Origin of the sequence: Flavobacterium quisquiliarum, from assembly GCF_019308285.1 — a bacterium.
Taxonomy (GTDB): Bacteria; Bacteroidota; Bacteroidia; order Flavobacteriales; family Flavobacteriaceae; genus Flavobacterium; species Flavobacterium quisquiliarum.
The window spans coordinates 42,689-60,989 of record NZ_WWEM01000017.1 but is presented as its reverse complement, the minus strand read 5'-3'; the positions used below and the strand labels follow the sequence as shown (position 1 = coordinate 60,989).

General features: G+C 32.1%; 17 protein-coding genes. 11 read left to right on the top strand and 6 right to left on the bottom strand.

The genetic code is table 11. The features are described from left to right. Window positions 1-197 precede the first annotated feature (197 nt). Entirely contained in the window at window positions 198-4,739 is a 4,542-nt protein-coding gene (locus GSY47_RS06635; RefSeq protein WP_246611276.1) for a translocation/assembly module TamB domain-containing protein, read from the bottom strand. A gap of 194 nt (window positions 4,740-4,933) precedes the next feature. Between GSY47_RS06635 and tsaD the strand changes: the two genes are divergently transcribed. The 8 genes from tsaD (at window position 4,934) to GSY47_RS06595 (ending at window position 12,165) form a co-directional block, all read left to right on the top strand. Next, the gene (tsaD, locus tag GSY47_RS06630; protein WP_179004945.1) at window positions 4,934-5,956 is read left to right on the top strand and encodes a tRNA (adenosine(37)-N6)-threonylcarbamoyltransferase complex transferase subunit TsaD; all 1,023 of its coding nucleotides are present in this window, start codon (window positions 4,934-4,936) and stop codon (window positions 5,954-5,956) included. Window positions 5,957-5,958: 2 nt separating this feature from the next. Then, window positions 5,959-6,672 carry a 16S rRNA (uracil(1498)-N(3))-methyltransferase gene (locus GSY47_RS06625; protein ID WP_179004943.1) on the top strand — a complete coding sequence of 238 codons (714 nt, stop codon included), beginning with the start codon at window positions 5,959-5,961 and terminating at the stop codon, window positions 6,670-6,672. Window positions 6,673-6,811: 139 nt separating this feature from the next. Next, window positions 6,812-7,450, top strand: coding sequence for a DUF4159 domain-containing protein (locus GSY47_RS06620; RefSeq protein WP_179004941.1), 639 nt, complete (start codon window positions 6,812-6,814; stop codon window positions 7,448-7,450). A 10-nt stretch (window positions 7,451-7,460) separates the two neighbouring features. Next, a complete protein-coding gene (locus GSY47_RS06615; RefSeq protein ID WP_179004939.1) occupies window positions 7,461-7,958 on the top strand; it encodes a TrmH family RNA methyltransferase in 498 nt (165 codons plus the stop codon). A 297-nt stretch (window positions 7,959-8,255) separates the two neighbouring features. Continuing rightward, entirely contained in the window at window positions 8,256-9,215 is a 960-nt protein-coding gene (locus GSY47_RS06610; RefSeq protein ID WP_179004938.1) for a zinc metalloprotease, read from the top strand. A 107-nt stretch (window positions 9,216-9,322) separates the two neighbouring features. Beyond that, a complete protein-coding gene (locus tag GSY47_RS06605; protein ID WP_179004937.1) occupies window positions 9,323-10,414 on the top strand; it encodes an AI-2E family transporter in 1,092 nt (363 codons plus the stop codon). 2 nt (window positions 10,415-10,416) lie between these two features. Next, on the top strand, window positions 10,417-11,595 hold the full coding sequence (locus tag GSY47_RS06600) for a class I SAM-dependent methyltransferase (protein WP_179004936.1): 1,179 nt from the start codon (window positions 10,417-10,419) through the stop codon (window positions 11,593-11,595). A 3-nt stretch (window positions 11,596-11,598) separates the two neighbouring features. Then, window positions 11,599-12,165, top strand: coding sequence for a hypothetical protein (locus tag GSY47_RS06595; RefSeq protein ID WP_179004935.1), 567 nt, complete (start codon window positions 11,599-11,601; stop codon window positions 12,163-12,165). Here GSY47_RS06595 and GSY47_RS06590 read toward each other — a convergent pair whose 3' ends face one another. Continuing rightward, window positions 12,166-12,813: a M15 family metallopeptidase gene (locus tag GSY47_RS06590; RefSeq protein WP_179004934.1), complete on the bottom strand. Its 648-nt coding sequence runs from the start codon at window positions 12,811-12,813 to the stop codon at window positions 12,166-12,168. Window positions 12,814-13,018: 205 nt separating this feature from the next. Between GSY47_RS06590 and GSY47_RS06585 the strand changes: the two genes are divergently transcribed. Then, window positions 13,019-13,540, top strand: coding sequence for a hypothetical protein (locus GSY47_RS06585; protein WP_179004933.1), 522 nt, complete (start codon window positions 13,019-13,021; stop codon window positions 13,538-13,540). 155 nt (window positions 13,541-13,695) lie between these two features. Here GSY47_RS06585 and GSY47_RS06580 read toward each other — a convergent pair whose 3' ends face one another. Together GSY47_RS06580 and GSY47_RS06575 are read right to left on the bottom strand one after the other, a co-directional pair. Continuing rightward, on the bottom strand, window positions 13,696-14,799 hold the full coding sequence (locus tag GSY47_RS06580) for a fatty acid desaturase family protein (protein ID WP_219071194.1): 1,104 nt from the start codon (window positions 14,797-14,799) through the stop codon (window positions 13,696-13,698). Window positions 14,800-14,978: 179 nt separating this feature from the next. Further along, the gene (locus GSY47_RS06575; protein WP_179004931.1) at window positions 14,979-15,308 is read right to left on the bottom strand and encodes a helix-turn-helix domain-containing protein; all 330 of its coding nucleotides are present in this window, start codon (window positions 15,306-15,308) and stop codon (window positions 14,979-14,981) included. A gap of 122 nt (window positions 15,309-15,430) precedes the next feature. Here GSY47_RS06575 and GSY47_RS06570 point away from each other — a divergent pair, with 122 nt between their 5' ends. Next, window positions 15,431-15,700 (top strand): hypothetical protein, encoded by a 270-nt coding sequence (locus tag GSY47_RS06570; protein ID WP_179004930.1) that lies wholly within the window; start codon window positions 15,431-15,433, stop codon window positions 15,698-15,700. A 43-nt stretch (window positions 15,701-15,743) separates the two neighbouring features. After that, on the top strand, window positions 15,744-15,953 hold the full coding sequence (locus tag GSY47_RS06565) for a hypothetical protein (RefSeq protein WP_179004929.1): 210 nt from the start codon (window positions 15,744-15,746) through the stop codon (window positions 15,951-15,953). A 100-nt stretch (window positions 15,954-16,053) separates the two neighbouring features. On the opposite strand, the gene GSY47_RS06560 is transcribed toward GSY47_RS06565, so the two are convergent. Further along, on the bottom strand, window positions 16,054-16,875 hold the full coding sequence (locus tag GSY47_RS06560) for a phospholipase A (RefSeq protein WP_179004927.1): 822 nt from the start codon (window positions 16,873-16,875) through the stop codon (window positions 16,054-16,056). An 89-nt stretch (window positions 16,876-16,964) separates the two neighbouring features. Then, window positions 16,965-18,155, bottom strand: coding sequence for an MFS transporter (locus GSY47_RS06555; protein ID WP_179004916.1), 1,191 nt, complete (start codon window positions 18,153-18,155; stop codon window positions 16,965-16,967). Window positions 18,156-18,301: the final 146 nt, after the last annotated feature.

The window sequence follows — 18,301 nt, the reverse complement described above, 5'->3', positions numbered from 1 at the left end:
GGCAAAAATTTCATTTAAAATAATAAAAGGCCTTTTTTTTAATTAAATCATCAAAATTAACAATACCCAAATGAAGTGTTATAAAAATCGAATTTTCCTTCTCACTTAAAAAATTCTCTTTTAGAGCCTCTAAATTTAGCACAAAAAAAACCATTATGAGAATAATGGTTTTACAAATGCTTATTTTTAACAAAGTGTTAATAATCATTATCGTCTGGAATCACGCCTTGATTATTGTAAGGTTCCTGTTGTTTTTTCTTTTCTTTTTCCTTCTCTTCTTCTTTTTTCTTTTTCTCTTGCTCTTTTTCCGCCTTCTTTTTGTTTTTGTCTGATTCCTTTTTGTTTGAGAAACTCATATAATCTGGAAGATAAGAATCTTGAAGATCGTCCGATGAATTTTTTGTGGCCTTTTCTATCTTATGATTTTTAAATAATTTATTCACCAATTCACTAAATGTATCAAAATCTACTTCATAAGAAATCCCGACACCTTGTGTATATCCAATTCCTTGCCCTATATAATTGATATCATTCTCTTTATTAAAAAGACGCAGATTCATTGTTCCATCTTCGTTTACACGATACAAAATTTCGATATCTCCAACAATTGCCGATTCGTTTACTCCTCCTACTGGAACTCCAAGTTTACCATTAATTGTAATCCTTTCATTAACCTGTGAAGAAATATTTGCCACAAACTGACCATCGACTTCCTGCCCCATTCTTCTGTCGGCCGCAATGTAATTTAAATCGATATTTACTTTATCATTATCTGATTTTATAAGACTTCCGAATAAGCTTGAAGCGGTTTCTGTCAAAGTTCCAGAGAAATCTCCCTGGCTAAATCCGTCTGTACTCATAAACGAACCTGTAGATAATAAATATAAAGCTTGTGTCTGGCGAATATCTTTATCGTCTAACTTATACTGAATTTCCGATTTCAACACGTTACTTACCGATGGGAATTGAATGTCAAAATTAGGTTCAGGACTAGCTAAATCTCCTCTTAGTCCGATAACAACCTCTACCGGCACTTTTTTATTGAATGAGGAAGTATTATCTAAAAGAACGGCTGGATTAGCCTGCGTTTTATAAACGGCTTCTAGATTTAGCTGAGCACGCATCGGGTTTCCTTCCCAAATAATAGAACCACCTTTTTTAACTGCAAACTTTTTATCGATCAGTCCGCCGTATTTGAAATTATAAGTTCCTTCGTATGCCTGGAAATCTCCCCACATATTAAATTTACCCAGTGTATTAATTTTAAACAAAAGCGATCCGTATCCTTTTCCTTTCATTCCGTGCCCAGAATTACGATCCAGAATAACTTCTACTTCAGCATCTGGTGTAATATCAAAATCAAACTCTAATTCTAGACCATTATAATTTTTAGTTTTCTCAACAATTCCATTTGCGAGATTGTATTTCTCTTTTGGCGTCACAAAATGAATCCAACTGCTCTCCCCTACACTTTGTGCATTATTAATTGGTATTTTAACCTCAGTTCCTTTTTCTGATTTTGCTTCAACTTTAATAAACAAACTTTCTACAGGACCTCTTATACTTGCAGATCCGTTGATAAAGGCTGTACCAAAATAAGCGGCATCATCACTGTCTTTTGTATCCAGAGCAACCAGTCGTTTAGAAGTGATATTTAAATCTAATTTCCAATCGCCAAAATTCTTATGCTCAATGCTTCCATTAAGTAAACCTTTTGTACCATATTTAGTATCTGTGAGTTGATTATTTCTAAACAGGAATTTTTCGTTAGTTAAATCGATTACTGTTCGATCACTTAATTCATAATCGGTATTTAAATATGGAATTGTCATTCCTGCTTTTTCGACATATAAACGTCCGTTGATTTCTGGTTTTTTCAGATTTCCAACCACAGCAGCGTTTCCTGAAACCGAACCTCGAATATTCGATAAAACATCACCTCCGATAGTTCCTAAGGTAGCAAGATTAAATCCTTCTAGTTTTAAACTCATATCTACAATAGTCTCTTTATTTTCGATGGCAAAATTTCCACTGGCTCTAAACGATTCTGTAAAACCATTTTGTATCGACGAGTTGACTGTAAATTTCCTAAAACTTTCATCTCCCGAAATATCAAAATTAAGCGTACCTAACTCTGTCTTGTTCATCACTAAATGATCAATTTTTATGGAAGCCGTTGGCTGATAAACATTTTTATTCTGCTTATAATTAACACTTCCATTTAAATTACCATCAAAGACGAACTTAGAATTGACCGGTGTAATTTTATTAATATCAACATCTTCAAAATTCAGTACGAGATCTTTATAATCCTTCCCTTTGATCACTCCATTTAAATCAATTTTCTGATTTTCGTGAGATAAAATAATGTTATCTATCGTAAAGTTTTTAAAATATTGATCAAAAACAATCTGATTATCATCACCTGCTTCTTCGTTTAAATACCATATATAATCTTTAAACTTCATTTCAGACTTCTTAATCCCGACAATGTTATTCTTGTTTTTGTCAATTGTATGATATAAATCCAAATTGAAATAATCTTCCCCTTCATTTCCTCCCTTAAATTCAGAACGAACAAACAAAGTATCTTTGGCCGTAACATTAATTAAATTAAAATCACGAATCTTATAATAAGGAGTTTTAATACTGTCTAATTCAATATAGGCATTATAAAGTGCATTTTTATTATCAATATTAATTCGGATATTATCAAAAGTATTTTTTGCGGCCGTAATTTTTTGCGAATTAAATCGGAATTTAAATTCTTGTAAATCAGAATCAATTTTTCCTCTTACTGTTGTAGAAGAATCGATATTAATTTCAGGATAAAGCATTTCGACCACTTTATCATAAACACGGAAATTGAATCGTAAAAACTGACCTTTTCTAACTTTATACGGTTTATAATTGGTATATAAACTTCCAACAGAGTTCATTACAAGCTTATCTAACTGATCAAATCTGAATTTACCCACAATCTTTCCATCAACAACATCATTAGAACTAATTGTGATGGTTCTTAATCGATCAGCATCAAAATTTGAACTTACGGTTACATCATCGAAAACATAGCTTGCTTTAGGGTTTTGGTATTCAGCATCTTTTAAAAATATATTCCCTTGAAGATTTTCGATGGAGTTTCCTGTAACTTGAACGACAACATCTCCTTTAAAATGAGAAATTGAATCACTTACAAATTTCAGTTTTCTTAAATCTGAGTTTTCTACATTGATATGAAAATCATAACGATTTTCCTTTTTGCTTAAATCCAGTAAACCATCAAAACTCAAGTTTAGATTAGGATCGTTAACTGTAATTTGTCCTTTATAATATGGCAGTTTAAAATTTCCATTAACTACTATATTATTATAGGTGTATTTGTTATAATCTAATTTTGCAATATCACCTTTAACAATAGTATTCAAATATTTTTCGGTAAAACCAACTCCATCAACATCAAGATTTAAAGTTGTTTTTCCTACATCTTTTCGATTTAAAACAGCTCCGATATCAAAACCATTTAAAATTATATTTCCAGAATAAGAAGCTTTATCAATAAAATCCATATTATTCATATGAAGATCAACCTGACCGTTTCCTATGTCTGTTCCTATTTTAAAATCGGTTTCTAAATCTGTAGTGGAAACTTTTGCTTTTCCGACAATATTAAACTTTCCGATTCTTTTCATTTCCACAGGAAGTTTTTTTCCTAAAACTTCTGGAAGCAGAATTACCAAATCGTCGTAACTAGAAAGCAGTTTATCAAATTTTCCATCCATAGAAAACTTCTGGGTTTTACTGCCTAAAAGATTTCTAAAATTAATTGTTCCGTTAATTTTTGATCCGTTTGTATCACTTAATCTTAATCTAGTAAGTGTCATATCATTCAACGGACCATCTAACTTTGTTTTTAGTTTAAAATGCTGATTTTTCCCTAAACCATCATAAAAATGACGAATATCATTAGTTGCAATAGAAGAAGAATCGATTATTACATTAAACTTCACTTTATCTGTAAAATCAACAAAATCAGAAGGTTTATAATTTAAAATCGCCAAACCGTAAATAGAAGATCTTTTAGTTTTTATGGCCAGATTCTCAACTTTAATCTGTTTTTTGGTATAACTGAATTTTCCAGCAAAATTAGAAACATACAAACCACGGTGATCCATAAAAGAAAAACGATGAATTGTAGTATTTACATCTGGCCCATACAATTTAAAATCACTTATATAGGCGTTAAGTTTAGTAAAATCGAGGAATTTTGGTGTAGTCTTATTTTCATCAACGACAGAAAATCGTCCTTTTTCAATATAACCATTCTTAGCTGTTAACAGAAAATGTTTAGATGATTTTTTCTTTGGCGGTGTATTATCTTCTTCAAAAGCTTGGATAAACTTGTTCATATTGTTTTCGTCCTCACCTTTGTAGGTTTTCAGATTAAAGATCAAACCAGTCAGGCGTAAATCACCAAAAATCAAATCTCCATCCAGTAATCTACTGAAGCTCGCAATATCAGTAGTAATGATATCGGAATAAATTAAAGTGTTTTTGTGATGATCGCGAATCAGCACTTTCTTTAATTTTACTCCTCCAAAAATATTGATAGCTGTTTTTTCAACGTTGATATCAACTTTAAAATCCTCGTTTAAAGTTTTTGTAACATAGTTCGCGATTTGAGTCTGAACTACAGGAAGCGACAATATGATAGCAAGCGCTAACAAAAGTAAAATCAACCCAATTAGGGTTCTGGATATTATTTTCTTTACTTTTTTGATAGCTTCTTTAATTTTAGTTTTCTTTTAAATTTATTAGAACAGACAAAGAGCGGCTGTTTTTGATAAAAATTCTTTAATTTTGGGGCACTGCTTAAATCAAAGAAATTTAATCCTTTGGTTTGTCAAATATAATTCAAAATTTGTGCCTTTATATGCAAAATCCAGAGGTTTTTATTCTAGCCATCGAAAGTTCATGCGATGATACTGCTGCCGCGGTTTTACATAACGACAAAGTATTGTCAAATGTTGTAGCGAATCAATTAATTCACAACCAATACGGAGGTGTTGTTCCTGAATTGGCCTCGCGAGCACATCAGCAGAATATTGTACCTGTAATCGATGCTGCACTTCGTAAAGCAAATGTACAAAAAGAACAGTTAAGCGCAATTGCATTTACACAAGGTCCAGGCTTAATGGGATCATTATTGGTAGGGACTTCTTTCAGTAAATCTTTATCATTAGCGCTAAATATTCCGTTAATAGCTGTAAATCACATGCATGCACATATCTTAGCCCATTTTATTGACGAAGAAGGCTATGATAAACCTGAATTTCCTTTTTTAGCTTTAACCATTAGCGGCGGACATACACAGATTGTGAAAGTGAATAGCTTTTTTGATATGGAAATTATTGGAGAAACTACCGATGATGCTGTAGGTGAAGCTTTTGACAAAAGCGCTAAAATTCTTGGACTTCCTTATCCAGGCGGGCCTTTAATTGATAAATATGCTAAGGAAGGAAATCCAAAAGCCTTTGCTTTTACAAAACCGAAAGTACCAGGATTAGATTTTAGTTTCTCTGGACTTAAAACGGCTATTTTATATTTCATTCAAAAAAATAAGCAGGAAAATCCTAATTTCATCGAAGAAAACCTAAACGATATCTGCGCTTCTATCCAACATACCATTATCGAAATTTTGATGGATAAAATTAAATTGGCCGTAAAAGAAACTGGAATTACACAAATTGCCATTGGAGGTGGTGTTTCTGCCAATTCAGGAATTAGAAATACATTGAAAGAAACAGAAAGCAAATATGGCTGGAAAACTTTTATTCCGAAATTTGAATATACAACCGATAATGCTGCAATGATTGGAATTGTAGGATACCAAAAATACTTATCTAATCGTTTTGAAACTTCTTCTGTGGTTTCTAAAGCAAGAATTGAATTTTAATCATGCAATTATTTTTTAATCCGAATATAGACGAAACCACCGAAAGTTTTTCTTTTGATAAAGAAGAAAGCCGTCATATTATAAAAGTTCTCCGTAAAAAAGATTCTGATATTCTTCATGTTACCAATGGATCTGGATTATTGTTTGAAACCCAGATTACCTTGGCCTCAGATAATAAATGTATTGTTGAAGTGCTTTCTATAACCAATGCTGAAAAACCTAAATTTCATCTTCATCTGGCTGTTGCGCCAACCAAAATGAATGATCGTTTTGAATGGTTTCTAGAAAAAGCAACTGAAATTGGAATTCAAGAAATAACGCCAATTTTTTGTGATCGTTCTGAGCGAAAAGTAATCAACAGAGATCGTTTTGAAAAAATCATTCTTTCAGCGATGAAACAATGTAATGAAACTTTTCTTCCGAAATTAAATGAAGCGATTTCGTTCAAAGAATTTATTAAGCAAAAAAACGAAGGCCTTCAGTTGATTGCGCACTGCGAAGAAACCGATAAAAAATCACTTAAAGAAGTTTTAAAACCGAATGAAAATGTGACAATTTTAATTGGTCCAGAAGGCGATTTTTCTGAAAAAGAAATTGCATTGGCACTAGAAAACAACTATAAACCTGTAATGTTAGGGAATACACGCTTAAGAACCGAAACAGCAGCAGTTGTGGCCTGTCATAGTGTTGTTTTTTTTAATGAGGTTTCTAATTAAAACATTACTAAATCCAATAGCACTAGTTGTCATCTCGAGGAACGAGAGATCACACTAGTAACTCTACAAAGATTGGCGATATACCATAAGAAATCTCTCGTGTGATTTCTCCTTCGTCGAAATGACAAAACATATAATTATGAAAAAAATATTCTTGTTATTTTTATTGATTTCAATCTCTTCTTTTTCACAAGAAATTGCGTTGCTTAAATACAGCGGAGGCGGTGACTGGTATGCCAATCCAACTTCTCTGCCTAATTTAATCAGTTTTTGCAATGCTAATATTTATACCCGCATCAAAAACAAACCTTCGACCGTTGAACCTAGCAATCCCGATTTATTCTCCTATCCTTTCGTACACATGACAGGACACGGAAATGTCGTTTTCAGCGATTCTGATGTCACTAATCTTAGAAATTATCTAACTGCAGGCGGTTTTCTGCATATTGATGATAATTATGGAATGGATCAGTTTATTCGAAAAGAGATCAAGAAAATATTTCCAAATAATAGTTTAGTCGAAATTCCTGCCACCCATCCTATTTTTCAGAAACCATTTACTTTTCCAAACGGATTGCCAAAAATTCATGAACACGATGGAACTCGTCCGCAGGCATTTGGAATTTTCATAGACAATAAACTGGTGCTTCTTTATACCTACGAATGCGATTTGGGCGACGGCTGGGAAGATGCCGAAGTACACAACGATCCTGCAAACGTAAGAGACAAAGCCCTAAAAATGGGTGCCAACATTATCAATTATATTTTTACCAATTAAACTTTAAAAAGTGCAGCTTACTCACGAAGAAAATCAATTTGAAAGAAAAACTTTTCCGATTACTTTAGTTTGTGATCATATTTACTTTCAGCAGAATATTGGTTCTTTGTTCCGAATTTCTGAAGCTTTTGGAGTAGAAAATATTATCTTTTTTGGAAAAGATATTCCGCTGACGCCTCGTAAAATAAACAAAACTTCCCGAAGCACGCATCTTCATGTGCCTCATGTCCTAATTGAAAATTATACTGAACTTCAAACCTATTTAACTGAAAATAGTTTTGAAATAATTGCTTTAGAAATAACTTCAAACAGCAAACCTCTAAAAGAAGTTGTAATTCCTGAAAACAAAAAAATTGCCCTTTTAATTGGAAGCGAAATCAACGGAATTTCCGACGAACTTTTAACTATTTCCAACCAAATTGTTCATATTAATATGTTTGGTAAAAACAGCAGTATGAATGTTGTTCAAGCCGCAAGTATTGCGCTTTACGAACTTACTTCTTTATAAAAAATCAGACTATTAAAGTCTATTTTAAAGCAATATTTTGAATCTTGCTTTAATCTCTTTTGTTTAAATAATCGATTAAATGCAAATAATCACGACAAAATACATTAAAAAAAATAAAAAATAAGTTAAATCTTATTAATATTTTTAGACACATTTTTGTAAGAGTCAGCATTTGTAAGGGGTTGTAAAATTTCTCACAAAATAACTGTTATAAAATTTTTCTGTAATTTAATTTTGTTATAAAATTGCCGTAATGTTTAACTAATCAACATTTTTATAACAAAAACCCAAATTATTATGAAAAAAGTTATTATTACCACATTTGCAGCTTTAATGCTGTTTGCCTGTCAAAATGGAGAATCTGAATCTAGCAATGCAGATGCAACTGTTGCTTCCAGAAGAGGATGTGCAACTCAGGAAGTTTTGGAGGCGCAATTAAAAGAAAATCCTATGTTAGCTATTAGAATGAATGAAATTGAAGCATTTACTGCCAAATACAATCCTTCTAATTTTACCGGCCGTTTAGTAAATGGCAAAATTGAAATTCCTGTTGTCGTTAACGTTCTTTACAGAACTACAGCAGAGAACATTTCAAATGCACAAATTCAATCACAGATTGATGTCTTAAACAAAGATTTTAATGCCTTAAACTCTGACTACAATAATGTTCCTGCATTATTCTCAGGAGTTAAAGCTAACATCGGTATTACATTTGTTTTAGATCAAGTTATCAGAAAATCTACAACCAAAACTTCTTGGGGAACAAATGATGCCATGAAAAAAACTGCTCAAGGCGGACTTGCACCTACTTCTCCAACAACTAAACTAAATATGTGGTCTTGCAACATTGGTGGCGGTATCTTAGGTTATGCGCAATTTCCTGGTGGGGCTTCGTCTACAGACGGAGTTGTAATCGATTCTCGTTATTTTGGTTTATCAGGATCTGCAAACGCTCCTTTTAACCTAGGAAGAACTGCTACACACGAAGTAGGACACTGGATGAATTTACGTCATATCTGGGGAGATGCAACTTGCGGAAGCGATCTTGTTGCTGATACTCCTACTCATAATACTGCAAACTATGGAGTTCCTGCATACCCACACTACAGTACTTGTTCTGGTACACCTGTAGAAATGACAATGAATTACATGGATTATGTGGATGATGCGGCTATGTACATGTTCTCAAATGGACAAAAAAGCAGAATTTCTGCAATCTTCACAACTGGAGGTGCAAGAGCTTCATTTGCTCAATAATTGCTGACAAAATATTAGGGAAAGCGAGATCTAACAGGTCTCGCTTTTTTTATTTAAACTCAAATTTTAAAATGCTTTTTCCTATATTTATAGTCTAAATTTTAAACATGATCACATCCAAAACTATTTCGAACGGAATTTTGAGAGCATTAGCTACCATCTTAATAATTGGTATCGTTTTATATTTTTTATATGAAATTCAAACTGTTATTGTTTATTTATGTATTTCATTAATACTATGTCTCATTGCAAATCCGTTAGTCTTATTTTTAAAAAATAAACTGAAATTCAGTAATTCGATGGCCGCTTCGACAACGATTGTCTTTTTTATTTTTCTCATTGTAGGCTTTATCCTTTTGTTTGTTCCTTTGATTATCTCTCAGGCCAATAATTTGTCTCTTTTGGATACAGCGCATCTTCAAACTCAGTTCATGGAAACAGAAAAACATCTTGAAGAATATTTTAATATCCAGCATATCGATTTAAATAAAGTCATAAAAGACTCTAAACTTACTTCTGTATTAGACTTTAGTTATTTTACAGGATTTATCAATTCTATCATCAACTTTATGGCCGATATGGGAATGGGACTGGTATCTGTTTTTTTTATCACTTTCTTCTTTATAAAAGATCAGGATATTTTTAAAGACCAAGCCAGAAGAGTACTTCCAGACTCCAATGAAGACAAAATTTTAAATTCTATTACTAAAATAAATCATCTTTTAACCCGATACTTTATTGGTTTATTATTGCAGCTTATTGTTGTATTCATTCTTTATTTAATTGTACTTCTGATTTTTGGAAATAAAAACGCCTTTGTAATTGCCTTTTTATGTGCCATTCTAAATATAATTCCTTATTTAGGACCAATTATCGGAACAACTTTAGCGGGAATTTTAACTATGATCAGCATGATTGGACAAGATTTTCAATCGGAAATTCTGCCAAAAACTATTTATGTAATTATAGGTTTCTTATTGGTTCAGGCAATTGACAATAATGTCAGTCAGCCGATAATTTCATCAAAAAGTGTAAATTCGCACCCGTTAGAAATATTCTTAATCATCTTGATCAGCGGTATTACTTTTGGAATTGTCGGTATGATTATCGCAGTTCCTGCTTTTACAATGATTAAAGTAATTTTAAAAGAATTTTTTCCTAACAATAAAATTGTCTCCGTATTAACCGAAAGAATTTAGCTTTGAACAATCCTATTTTGCACTCCGATATTCAAGAATTTATCATTCAGAACACGAGTGCAGATTTAACAAAATTAGCGCTTCAGAAAAACCCCTTTCCAGAAATGGATTGGATTTCAATTTTAAATCAAATTGAAGCACGAACAAAAGCAAAAGACAAACTTCCAACTTGGTTTTCGGCACAAAATATAATTTATCCGAGTAAAGTTTCGGTTGAACAGACTTCTTCAGAAAAAACAGCCGCTTATAAAACAAACTTAATTTCCGGCAAAACTTTAATTGATCTTACTGGAGGATTTGGTGTTGATGATTATTATTTTTCTAAGAAATTTGAATCCATTACACATTGTGAAATCAATGAGGATTTATCTGAAATAGTAAAACACAATTTTCAACAACTGCAAGTCGAAAATTGTACTTTTCATTCTGGAGATTCCATTCATTTATTAGAAGAATCAAATCAGAAATACGATTGGATTTATATTGATCCTTCACGAAGAAATGATGCAAAAGGCAAAGTTTTTATGCTGAAAGACTGTCTGCCCAATGTACCTGAATTATTGGATTTTTATTTCGAAAAAGCTGATTCGATTTTAATCAAAACAGCTCCATTATTAGATATTTCTGCTGGATTATCGGAACTTAAAAATGTCAAAAACATTCATATTATTGCTCTTGAAAATGAAGTAAAAGAATTGCTTTTTGAAATTCATAAAAATTATTTGGGCGAAATAACGATAAAAACAGCTAATCTTTTAAAAGATAAAACCGAGACTTTTGATTTTGTTTTGGGAGAAATACTATATCCTTCATACGGTTTACCACTGAAATATATTTACGAACCCAATTCGGCTATAATGAAATCAGGAGGTTTTGATGAAATCAGTACTATATTTCAAATTAACAAATTGCACAAACATTCCCATTTATATACTTCTGAAAATTTAATTGATTTCCCAGGACGTAGATTTGAGGTTCAAAAAGTCATTTCATATAACAAAAATGAGATGAAAAATGAGCTTGTAAATCAGCAGGCCAATATTACAACTCGTAATTTTCCAGAGACAGTAGAAAACATTAGAAAAAAGTGGAAAATAAAAAATGGTGGAAATTTGTATTGTTTTTTTACAACCGATGTAAAAGATAACAAAATAGTTTTAATTTGCAGCAAAATAATCTAAACAATGAAACAACTATTTACACTAACTCTTTTTTTATTAACGATTACCGCATTTGCACAAAAACCATGTGAATACAGTGTAAATGTAAATGACTCTATCGGATCTTATAAAGTAACAAACGAGTACTTAATGAGTGAGAAATATTTTGGAGGAAGCTTTAACTACATTTTTTTCTCTCTTGCTCAAACTGACGGTTTGCCAACGCTAAATTTGCAATCTATTCAAAAAAGCAAAGATTTTATTAAGGCAAATTGTTTTGATAAAAATTCAAAAATCTTTTTACAGTTAGAAAACGGAAAAATAGTAACCTTAATGCACATCGACCAAGAGAGCTGCGGGACGCTGGTACGTGATGATAAAGGTTATGACAACCGTGTGAATACAGGAATTTTCATGTTTATGAAAGATAATTATGAAGAACTTAAAAAGTCTCCAATCTCTATTATGAGAATAAAATATCTTACCAATATAGAAGACTATATCGTAAAAAGAGAATTAAAATCTGAACTTACAGGAAAGGTTACCAATCCAAACACCTATTTCATGGAAAACATCAGATGCGTTGAGTAATTAATCGCATTTCCATTTCTGATTGGCGACTTTGTCTTTTAAACCCGCTTTTAAATTATAATGCCACCATTCAGAGTCGAATGAGTTAAAGCCATTCTTAATCATAACTTTTTTCAAGTAAGTTCTTTTGGAAAGAATTTCTTTTGAAAGCTGTTTAAAATTATGACTGGCCTGAATTCCAAAAAAATCAAAAGAAGTTCCCATATCGACTTCTTTACCATTTATATCAACCAAAGAAATATCTACGGCTCCTCCTCTGTTATGGATGGAGCCTTTTTTTGGATCAGCCACATATTCTGGATTCGATACAATCTCCCACATTTTTTTCTGAATATCCAGCGGTCTGTAACAGTCAAACAATTTGATTCTATATCCTTTTTTCAAAAACTCATTATTGGCTGCAATTAAGGCTTTTACAGTTTTTAAACGCAGCATACATTCGGCACAATCGTATACTTTTGCTTTCAAAAAATTATCCTCGGTTGCATACTTCATATCATAAATAAAATTGTTGCTGTAATCTCTCAGATTTACAAAAGTGGTGTCTGAAATCTTTGAATCTTGCTCGTTTTCATAGGCTTCATGCTGCGCTTGTAAAGATGAAACACAAAATAGAAAACCTAATATTAATTTTGAAAAACACTTCATTGCTTGATAATTTTAAAAATTGAAGTTAAGCAAAAAAACTCAAATCTGCATCGCTTATCACTTCTTCTTAAAATCTAAAATTCAATTTTTGAGAGATTATAAACGTCTTAATTTACTTTCAAAAGAAATATTATTTTAATATCTTTATAAAAATCAGCCCCTTATGACTTTATAAATTCTATTATTAATTCTAAAATCAGTTATTATGAATTGCAGCACCAAGTACATTTCTATAGTCTTATTGAGCAGTATTCTATTTATATCCTGCAAAAAGGAAATTATAAAAAGCGTTCCTACAACAGATTCAACTTCTATAAAAACAGAAGCTTTAAAAACAGATAGTTCTGTTATAAATCCAACAGATTCTCTGTATACTTTAGTCGATAAAAGTGTTATTGGAACTCAGTTTTTAACCAAAAGCAATCTGGCTCCAAGATTGAAAAAATTAATGGGTGCTGATTACGACCAAATGGTAAAATACTGGAATACTGAAACACCTTTTGAAAAACAAGAAAACATACTTCACGCTTGGGGCTGTAAACAGCATGACTGCAGTACTTATTCGTATGACCTTTATATTGATGTGAAAAACAATAAAATAAATGTTTACAAATTCGCCGAATCAAAACTTACCATTTTCAAAGAAGATAATTTTGATATTGAAATCAAAGACAATTTATTGAAAGATTTAAATATTAAGAAGGAGAATGTGAAAGTTAAGAGTTAAGTGTAATGGGTTAGACGTTAAGGGTTATACGTTAAGAGTTAGGGGTTAGGGGTTAGACGCAAAAACTCATAACTCATAACTCATAACTCATAACTCATAACTCATAACTCATAACTCATAACTCATAACTAAAAAAGCGGTTATAAAACCGTTTTTTAGATTTCTCCTACCATTAAAATGTTTTCTTTTACACCTTTATTCTTCAGCATTCTAAAATGCGAACGCACGGCATGATAAAAAGGATAAGACGTGTAAGGCAAATTGTACTCTTCAGCATAACGCCTTATAATGGGCGTGATATAAGGATAATAAGTATGCCCGACACCCGGAAAAAGATGATGTGCTACGTGATGTGTAAATCCGCCGTATAAAAAATTCGCCAATTTACTCTCTGTACTAAAATCTTTGGTTACGACCATTTGATGTACAGCCCATGTATCTGAAAGATTTCCTTCTTCATCAGTATTTGGAAAATGAGCATCTTCGTCTACATGAGTCGAAACCAAAGCGACAACTCCTAGCGCACTGCCACACATGTGCATGGAAAGCCACGCAAAAAACACTATATACCAAGGCTGATTTAGAAGCATCATCGGGATAAAAAGGATATAAATCAAATTGATAATTTTGGCTGCAAACAAACGATAAACTTCTTCTTTCGGAATCTTCTCTACTATTTTTTTGACATAATTATTTTTAGTACCAAAAAAATCTTTAAAGTCCCTGATATAAATCCAGTTCAAACTATAAAGCGGATAAATAAACCACATATAAATATGCTGATATTTATGATAATTAAATAATGGACTGTTGGGAAATATTCGAATGATATCGCTCTGTTTAATATCAATATCCCAATCGGGAACATTTGGGTATGCGTGATGTAGACCAATATGACGACGCATCCAAAGCCAGTGATTACTGCCAAATAACTCTAAAACATACAAAAACCATTCATTATGCTTTGGTTTCTTGAACAAAGCTCCATGCGCAGCATCATGAAAAGCATTGATAAATAAAACAATCATTGTAATTCCAGACAAAATGTAAAAGAGAAAAAGTAAAGGAGTCAGGTTTCCAAAAATTAAAGTACAGCCGTAGCATAAAAAGAAAACGGCTAAAAGCCCTAAAGACTTGACAACGTTTAATCGATACAATGATGAATTATTTAAGACCGTTTCATTCACTTCTAAACGCATCTTTTTAAAAAAATCATCAGTTCCTGGTTTAACATAAACCGGTCGTTTTAATTTTTCCATGTGGTTGTTGGCTAGAAATTGTTCTATCAAATTTAATAAAAAAAAACTTAACCAATTACAATACAACTACTTAAACATACGCTTTTAATTCATAAAAAAACCACTCTTTATGAGTGGTTTTTTAAATCTTTTGGTTAAAATCTGTAAGTGTTAGATATTTTTCGGAAAACTATTTAGAACTATTCCTCAAATTTTTTCTCTGCCAGCCGCAGTCTAATATTATGAATACGCCCTTCGATTTCTTCTAAGTCATTCAGCATATTTTGCTTTTCATAAACTGCTCCTGTTTCATTAACCATGTTTTGCCCATCTTCTGGTGCAAAAAGATCATTTAAATCTACATCGGGAAAGTTTTTACTTAAACTAAGAATAAATTCAGAGCCAATATTAGCCGTGCCATGTAAATATCTCCCAATCATTGCCGGGCTGAATCCTAAAATTTCCCCCACCTCTTTTTGCTTTAATCCTTTAGCCTTAAAGAATCTGCTTAATTTCTCGTTATACATCATTATTTAAAATCAAAAAAAAATATAGTCAAAATATATTTTTTAACATTAAAAAGGATAAATAATATAATATTATTCCTACTTTTACCCTTTTATAAAAACACCAATTAATAATTAGCAAATATATGTCAAAATTAATCAAAAATAGCAATTTTAAAGAAGATAATTCTCACAATGAAAAAGCTTATGAATTTATTAACAAGCATTTACCTGTAACCTATGTTGAGCTCACTATTTCCTGTATTATCAAAAAAGGGCAACCTGCTCCGAGCAAAGCTTTAATTAGAAACGTGAGAAACAAAACTATTGTACGAAATGATATCTTATTGGCGTTAGTAGAAGTAGCTTATGAAAATAAAGAGGCTATTGAAAGAATTAAACTTCTAACTTCTTAAAGTAAGGTTATACAAAAATTCTTTTCATTTAAACATAGCAATTATGACGGACCAAAACAAAAACGATAAAAAACAGAAACAAAAAACCAAATCTATTAAAGAGCAATTTAAAATTACAGCGATAAATCAGACAGCTTTATCAAATATCCCTTATTTATATGGTATGACTTTAGAAGAGTATGAAGAAGGTTCTGCAATACATTCTAAATGCTTTGATCAGCTTAAAACGATTAAAGCTGTGGCTCATAATTAAACTAACTCCATCTCGAATAGAGGTCTTTTTAACTATATCACACAACGTATGGGTTAGATTAGAAGTTGTTAGCAAAGAAAATATAATTTATAGAACCTGTTTAAAAAATCCCCATGTTTTCCGGCTTAATTGTAAATCCTATTCTGAGCATACTTTTGTGTTCCTGATAATCAATTAAACTTTCTGTATATCCTACAAACCATTGTAAAGTGAGGTAATAGTTTTCGTTTTTATATGGTTTCCAATTGACTTGTGTCTGCAATGATCCATAATTGAGAAGACCGCTTCCTTTTCTAAAAAGCACATCGGCACTCCATCTTCCGGGTTTTATTTGATAAGTGGCGCTTGCTTCTCCATAACCAACATATTTAGTCAATCCCGGATTGTCATCTTTATCTACAAAAGGAATCCAGCCTCGTATTCCTACCGTCCATCTTGGCGAAATTTGTGATTTTAATGAAAATGCGAGCATATTCCAAGTTCTTGAATAAATAGAATCTCTTCCGTTTGATTCGTGTTCAAATGAAATAGTTCCATAAGTCAGCCTGCCTCCTTTTATGTAAAACGGGCGAACAATGGCTACTCCTGGATTAAAATTGATTTCAGAGAATGGTTTTGAACTGGCGTAAATATCCCAAAAAGCTTTCTGAGTGTACATTAAATACGGGAAGAATCCGCCAACCCAAGGCTTTCCTGTTAAACGCTGTTTGAAACTGATCTGATATTTTACATCAGCAGAATTTCTAGTGATGGGTTCATTTAGTGGTACTCCCGTTAGAAAATAATTATCTCTATGAACAGAAAAACTATGTTCTTTTAAAAGTGAATCTGCAGCACGAAAATCTTTATCGTGTTCTAAAAGTTGAGAATAGGCTTGAATTGAAAAGAAAAGGAAACAAAATAATAGACTTTTTACGTACATTTTTCCAGTATAAAATGGGATTAATTTTAGCTTTTATACTAATGTACGCATTTAAACCGAATTGAAATATTCGAATTAGATGTCGATTTTTATATAATTTCTATATTCTTTTTCCTGCGGTTTTCTTTTTTCCAATACAAAAGATAAAAAATTCCCATTACAAACAAGAGAATATCAATTTTAAAAATTTGAGGAATACGTTCTATAATATCACTGTAATAACTTCCTCCCAATAAAGCCCCGCATCCAATTCCGATTTCCATCGAGATGTACATTGTCGCAATTGCTTTTCCACGGTGCTGCGGGTCACTTAAATCAATAGTCCATGCATTTATTGCCGGAGACAAAATTCCTGTTCCCATTCCGTAAACGGCTGCGCCCGTTAAAAGCATATTGACTGTCGTTCCTTCGCTTATGACAAATAATGCGATAGACGTTATAATCAATCCAACGAGAATAACATTCGTTCTTCCGTATCTATCAGAAACTTTTCCTGCTCCAAACCTCATCATAACAGATGCTACAGTAAAAGCAGTAAAAAAGATTCCTTTATTAGCTGCTCCCAAATGCTGGCTCCAATCTGGAATTAAAGTCAATATCAATCCGAAAGCGGTATAAGAAAAGAAAGTTATAATTCCTGCTGGAAGTGCTCCACGGTCAATAATATCTTTTTTTCCAATAAAAAACATTGATTTGTGTAGTTTTTCTTTTGCTTCTAAAGTCTCTTTCATATTAGCCACAATTACGATAGATAAAAAAGCTAGAAACGAAGAACTGTAAAACATTACATCGATTCCATAGGCATTTACAACCCATCCACCTAAAGCTGGTCCTAAAGCTCCACCGATACTAAAACACAATCCATGCATTCCTAAAGCTTCTCCCCAACGTTCCTGCGGAATAATATCTGCCACATAAGCAGAAGTCGCCGTAGGTTTAAATCCTGTGGAAAAACCATGTACCAATCGTAAAAACAGAAAACCTGAAACTGAACTTAAAACTGGATATAAAAATCCGCAGATTAAACATACTACAGAACCTACAGCCATTACAGGAACACGTCCCCATTTATCAGTCAATTTTCCACTAAAAGGTCTTGAGATTCCTGCGGTAAGCGTAAAAAGCGAGATAATAAGTCCTTTATACTCGGCTCCTCCTAAACTCGTTAAATAACTTGGCAGTTCTGGAATAATCATATTAAAACTTGATGAGAATAACAGAGAACTCAGGCAAAGTAAAATGAACTGAAGCGTATAAATAGATTTGTTTTTTTGTGACATTATCAGGCTATTGAAATAATTGCTGCGAAAAGAAGAAGGTCGTAAATCGCAGGTTGCAAAGATACTTTTCTATTCTGATAAAGTTTCTAAAATTATTAGCGAATTTATTCAGTGTTCCAAAAGAAAAAGCCACTCAATTGAGTGGT

Bases quoted from the DNA above. Each gene is read 5' to 3' on its own strand.
- tsaD (WP_179004945.1), top strand. From the start codon at position 4,934: ATGCAAAATCCAGAGGTTTTTATTCTAGCCATCGAAAGTTCATGCGAT.
- GSY47_RS06625 (WP_179004943.1), top strand. From the start codon at position 5,959: ATGCAATTATTTTTTAATCCGAATATAGACGAAACCACCGAAAGTTTT.
- GSY47_RS06620 (WP_179004941.1), top strand. From the start codon at position 6,812: ATGAAAAAAATATTCTTGTTATTTTTATTGATTTCAATCTCTTCTTTT.
- GSY47_RS06610 (WP_179004938.1), top strand. From the start codon at position 8,256: ATGAAAAAAGTTATTATTACCACATTTGCAGCTTTAATGCTGTTTGCC.
- GSY47_RS06605 (WP_179004937.1), top strand. From the start codon at position 9,323: ATGATCACATCCAAAACTATTTCGAACGGAATTTTGAGAGCATTAGCT.
- GSY47_RS06595 (WP_179004935.1), top strand. From the start codon at position 11,599: ATGAAACAACTATTTACACTAACTCTTTTTTTATTAACGATTACCGCA.
- GSY47_RS06590 (WP_179004934.1), bottom strand. From the start codon at position 12,813: ATGAAGTGTTTTTCAAAATTAATATTAGGTTTTCTATTTTGTGTTTCA.
- GSY47_RS06585 (WP_179004933.1), top strand. From the start codon at position 13,019: ATGAATTGCAGCACCAAGTACATTTCTATAGTCTTATTGAGCAGTATT.
- GSY47_RS06580 (WP_219071194.1), bottom strand. From the start codon at position 14,799: ATGGAAAAATTAAAACGACCGGTTTATGTTAAACCAGGAACTGATGAT.
- GSY47_RS06575 (WP_179004931.1), bottom strand. From the start codon at position 15,308: ATGATGTATAACGAGAAATTAAGCAGATTCTTTAAGGCTAAAGGATTA.
- GSY47_RS06570 (WP_179004930.1), top strand. From the start codon at position 15,431: ATGTCAAAATTAATCAAAAATAGCAATTTTAAAGAAGATAATTCTCAC.
- GSY47_RS06565 (WP_179004929.1), top strand. From the start codon at position 15,744: ATGACGGACCAAAACAAAAACGATAAAAAACAGAAACAAAAAACCAAA.
- GSY47_RS06560 (WP_179004927.1), bottom strand. From the start codon at position 16,875: ATGTACGTAAAAAGTCTATTATTTTGTTTCCTTTTCTTTTCAATTCAA.
- GSY47_RS06555 (WP_179004916.1), bottom strand. From the start codon at position 18,155: ATGTCACAAAAAAACAAATCTATTTATACGCTTCAGTTCATTTTACTT.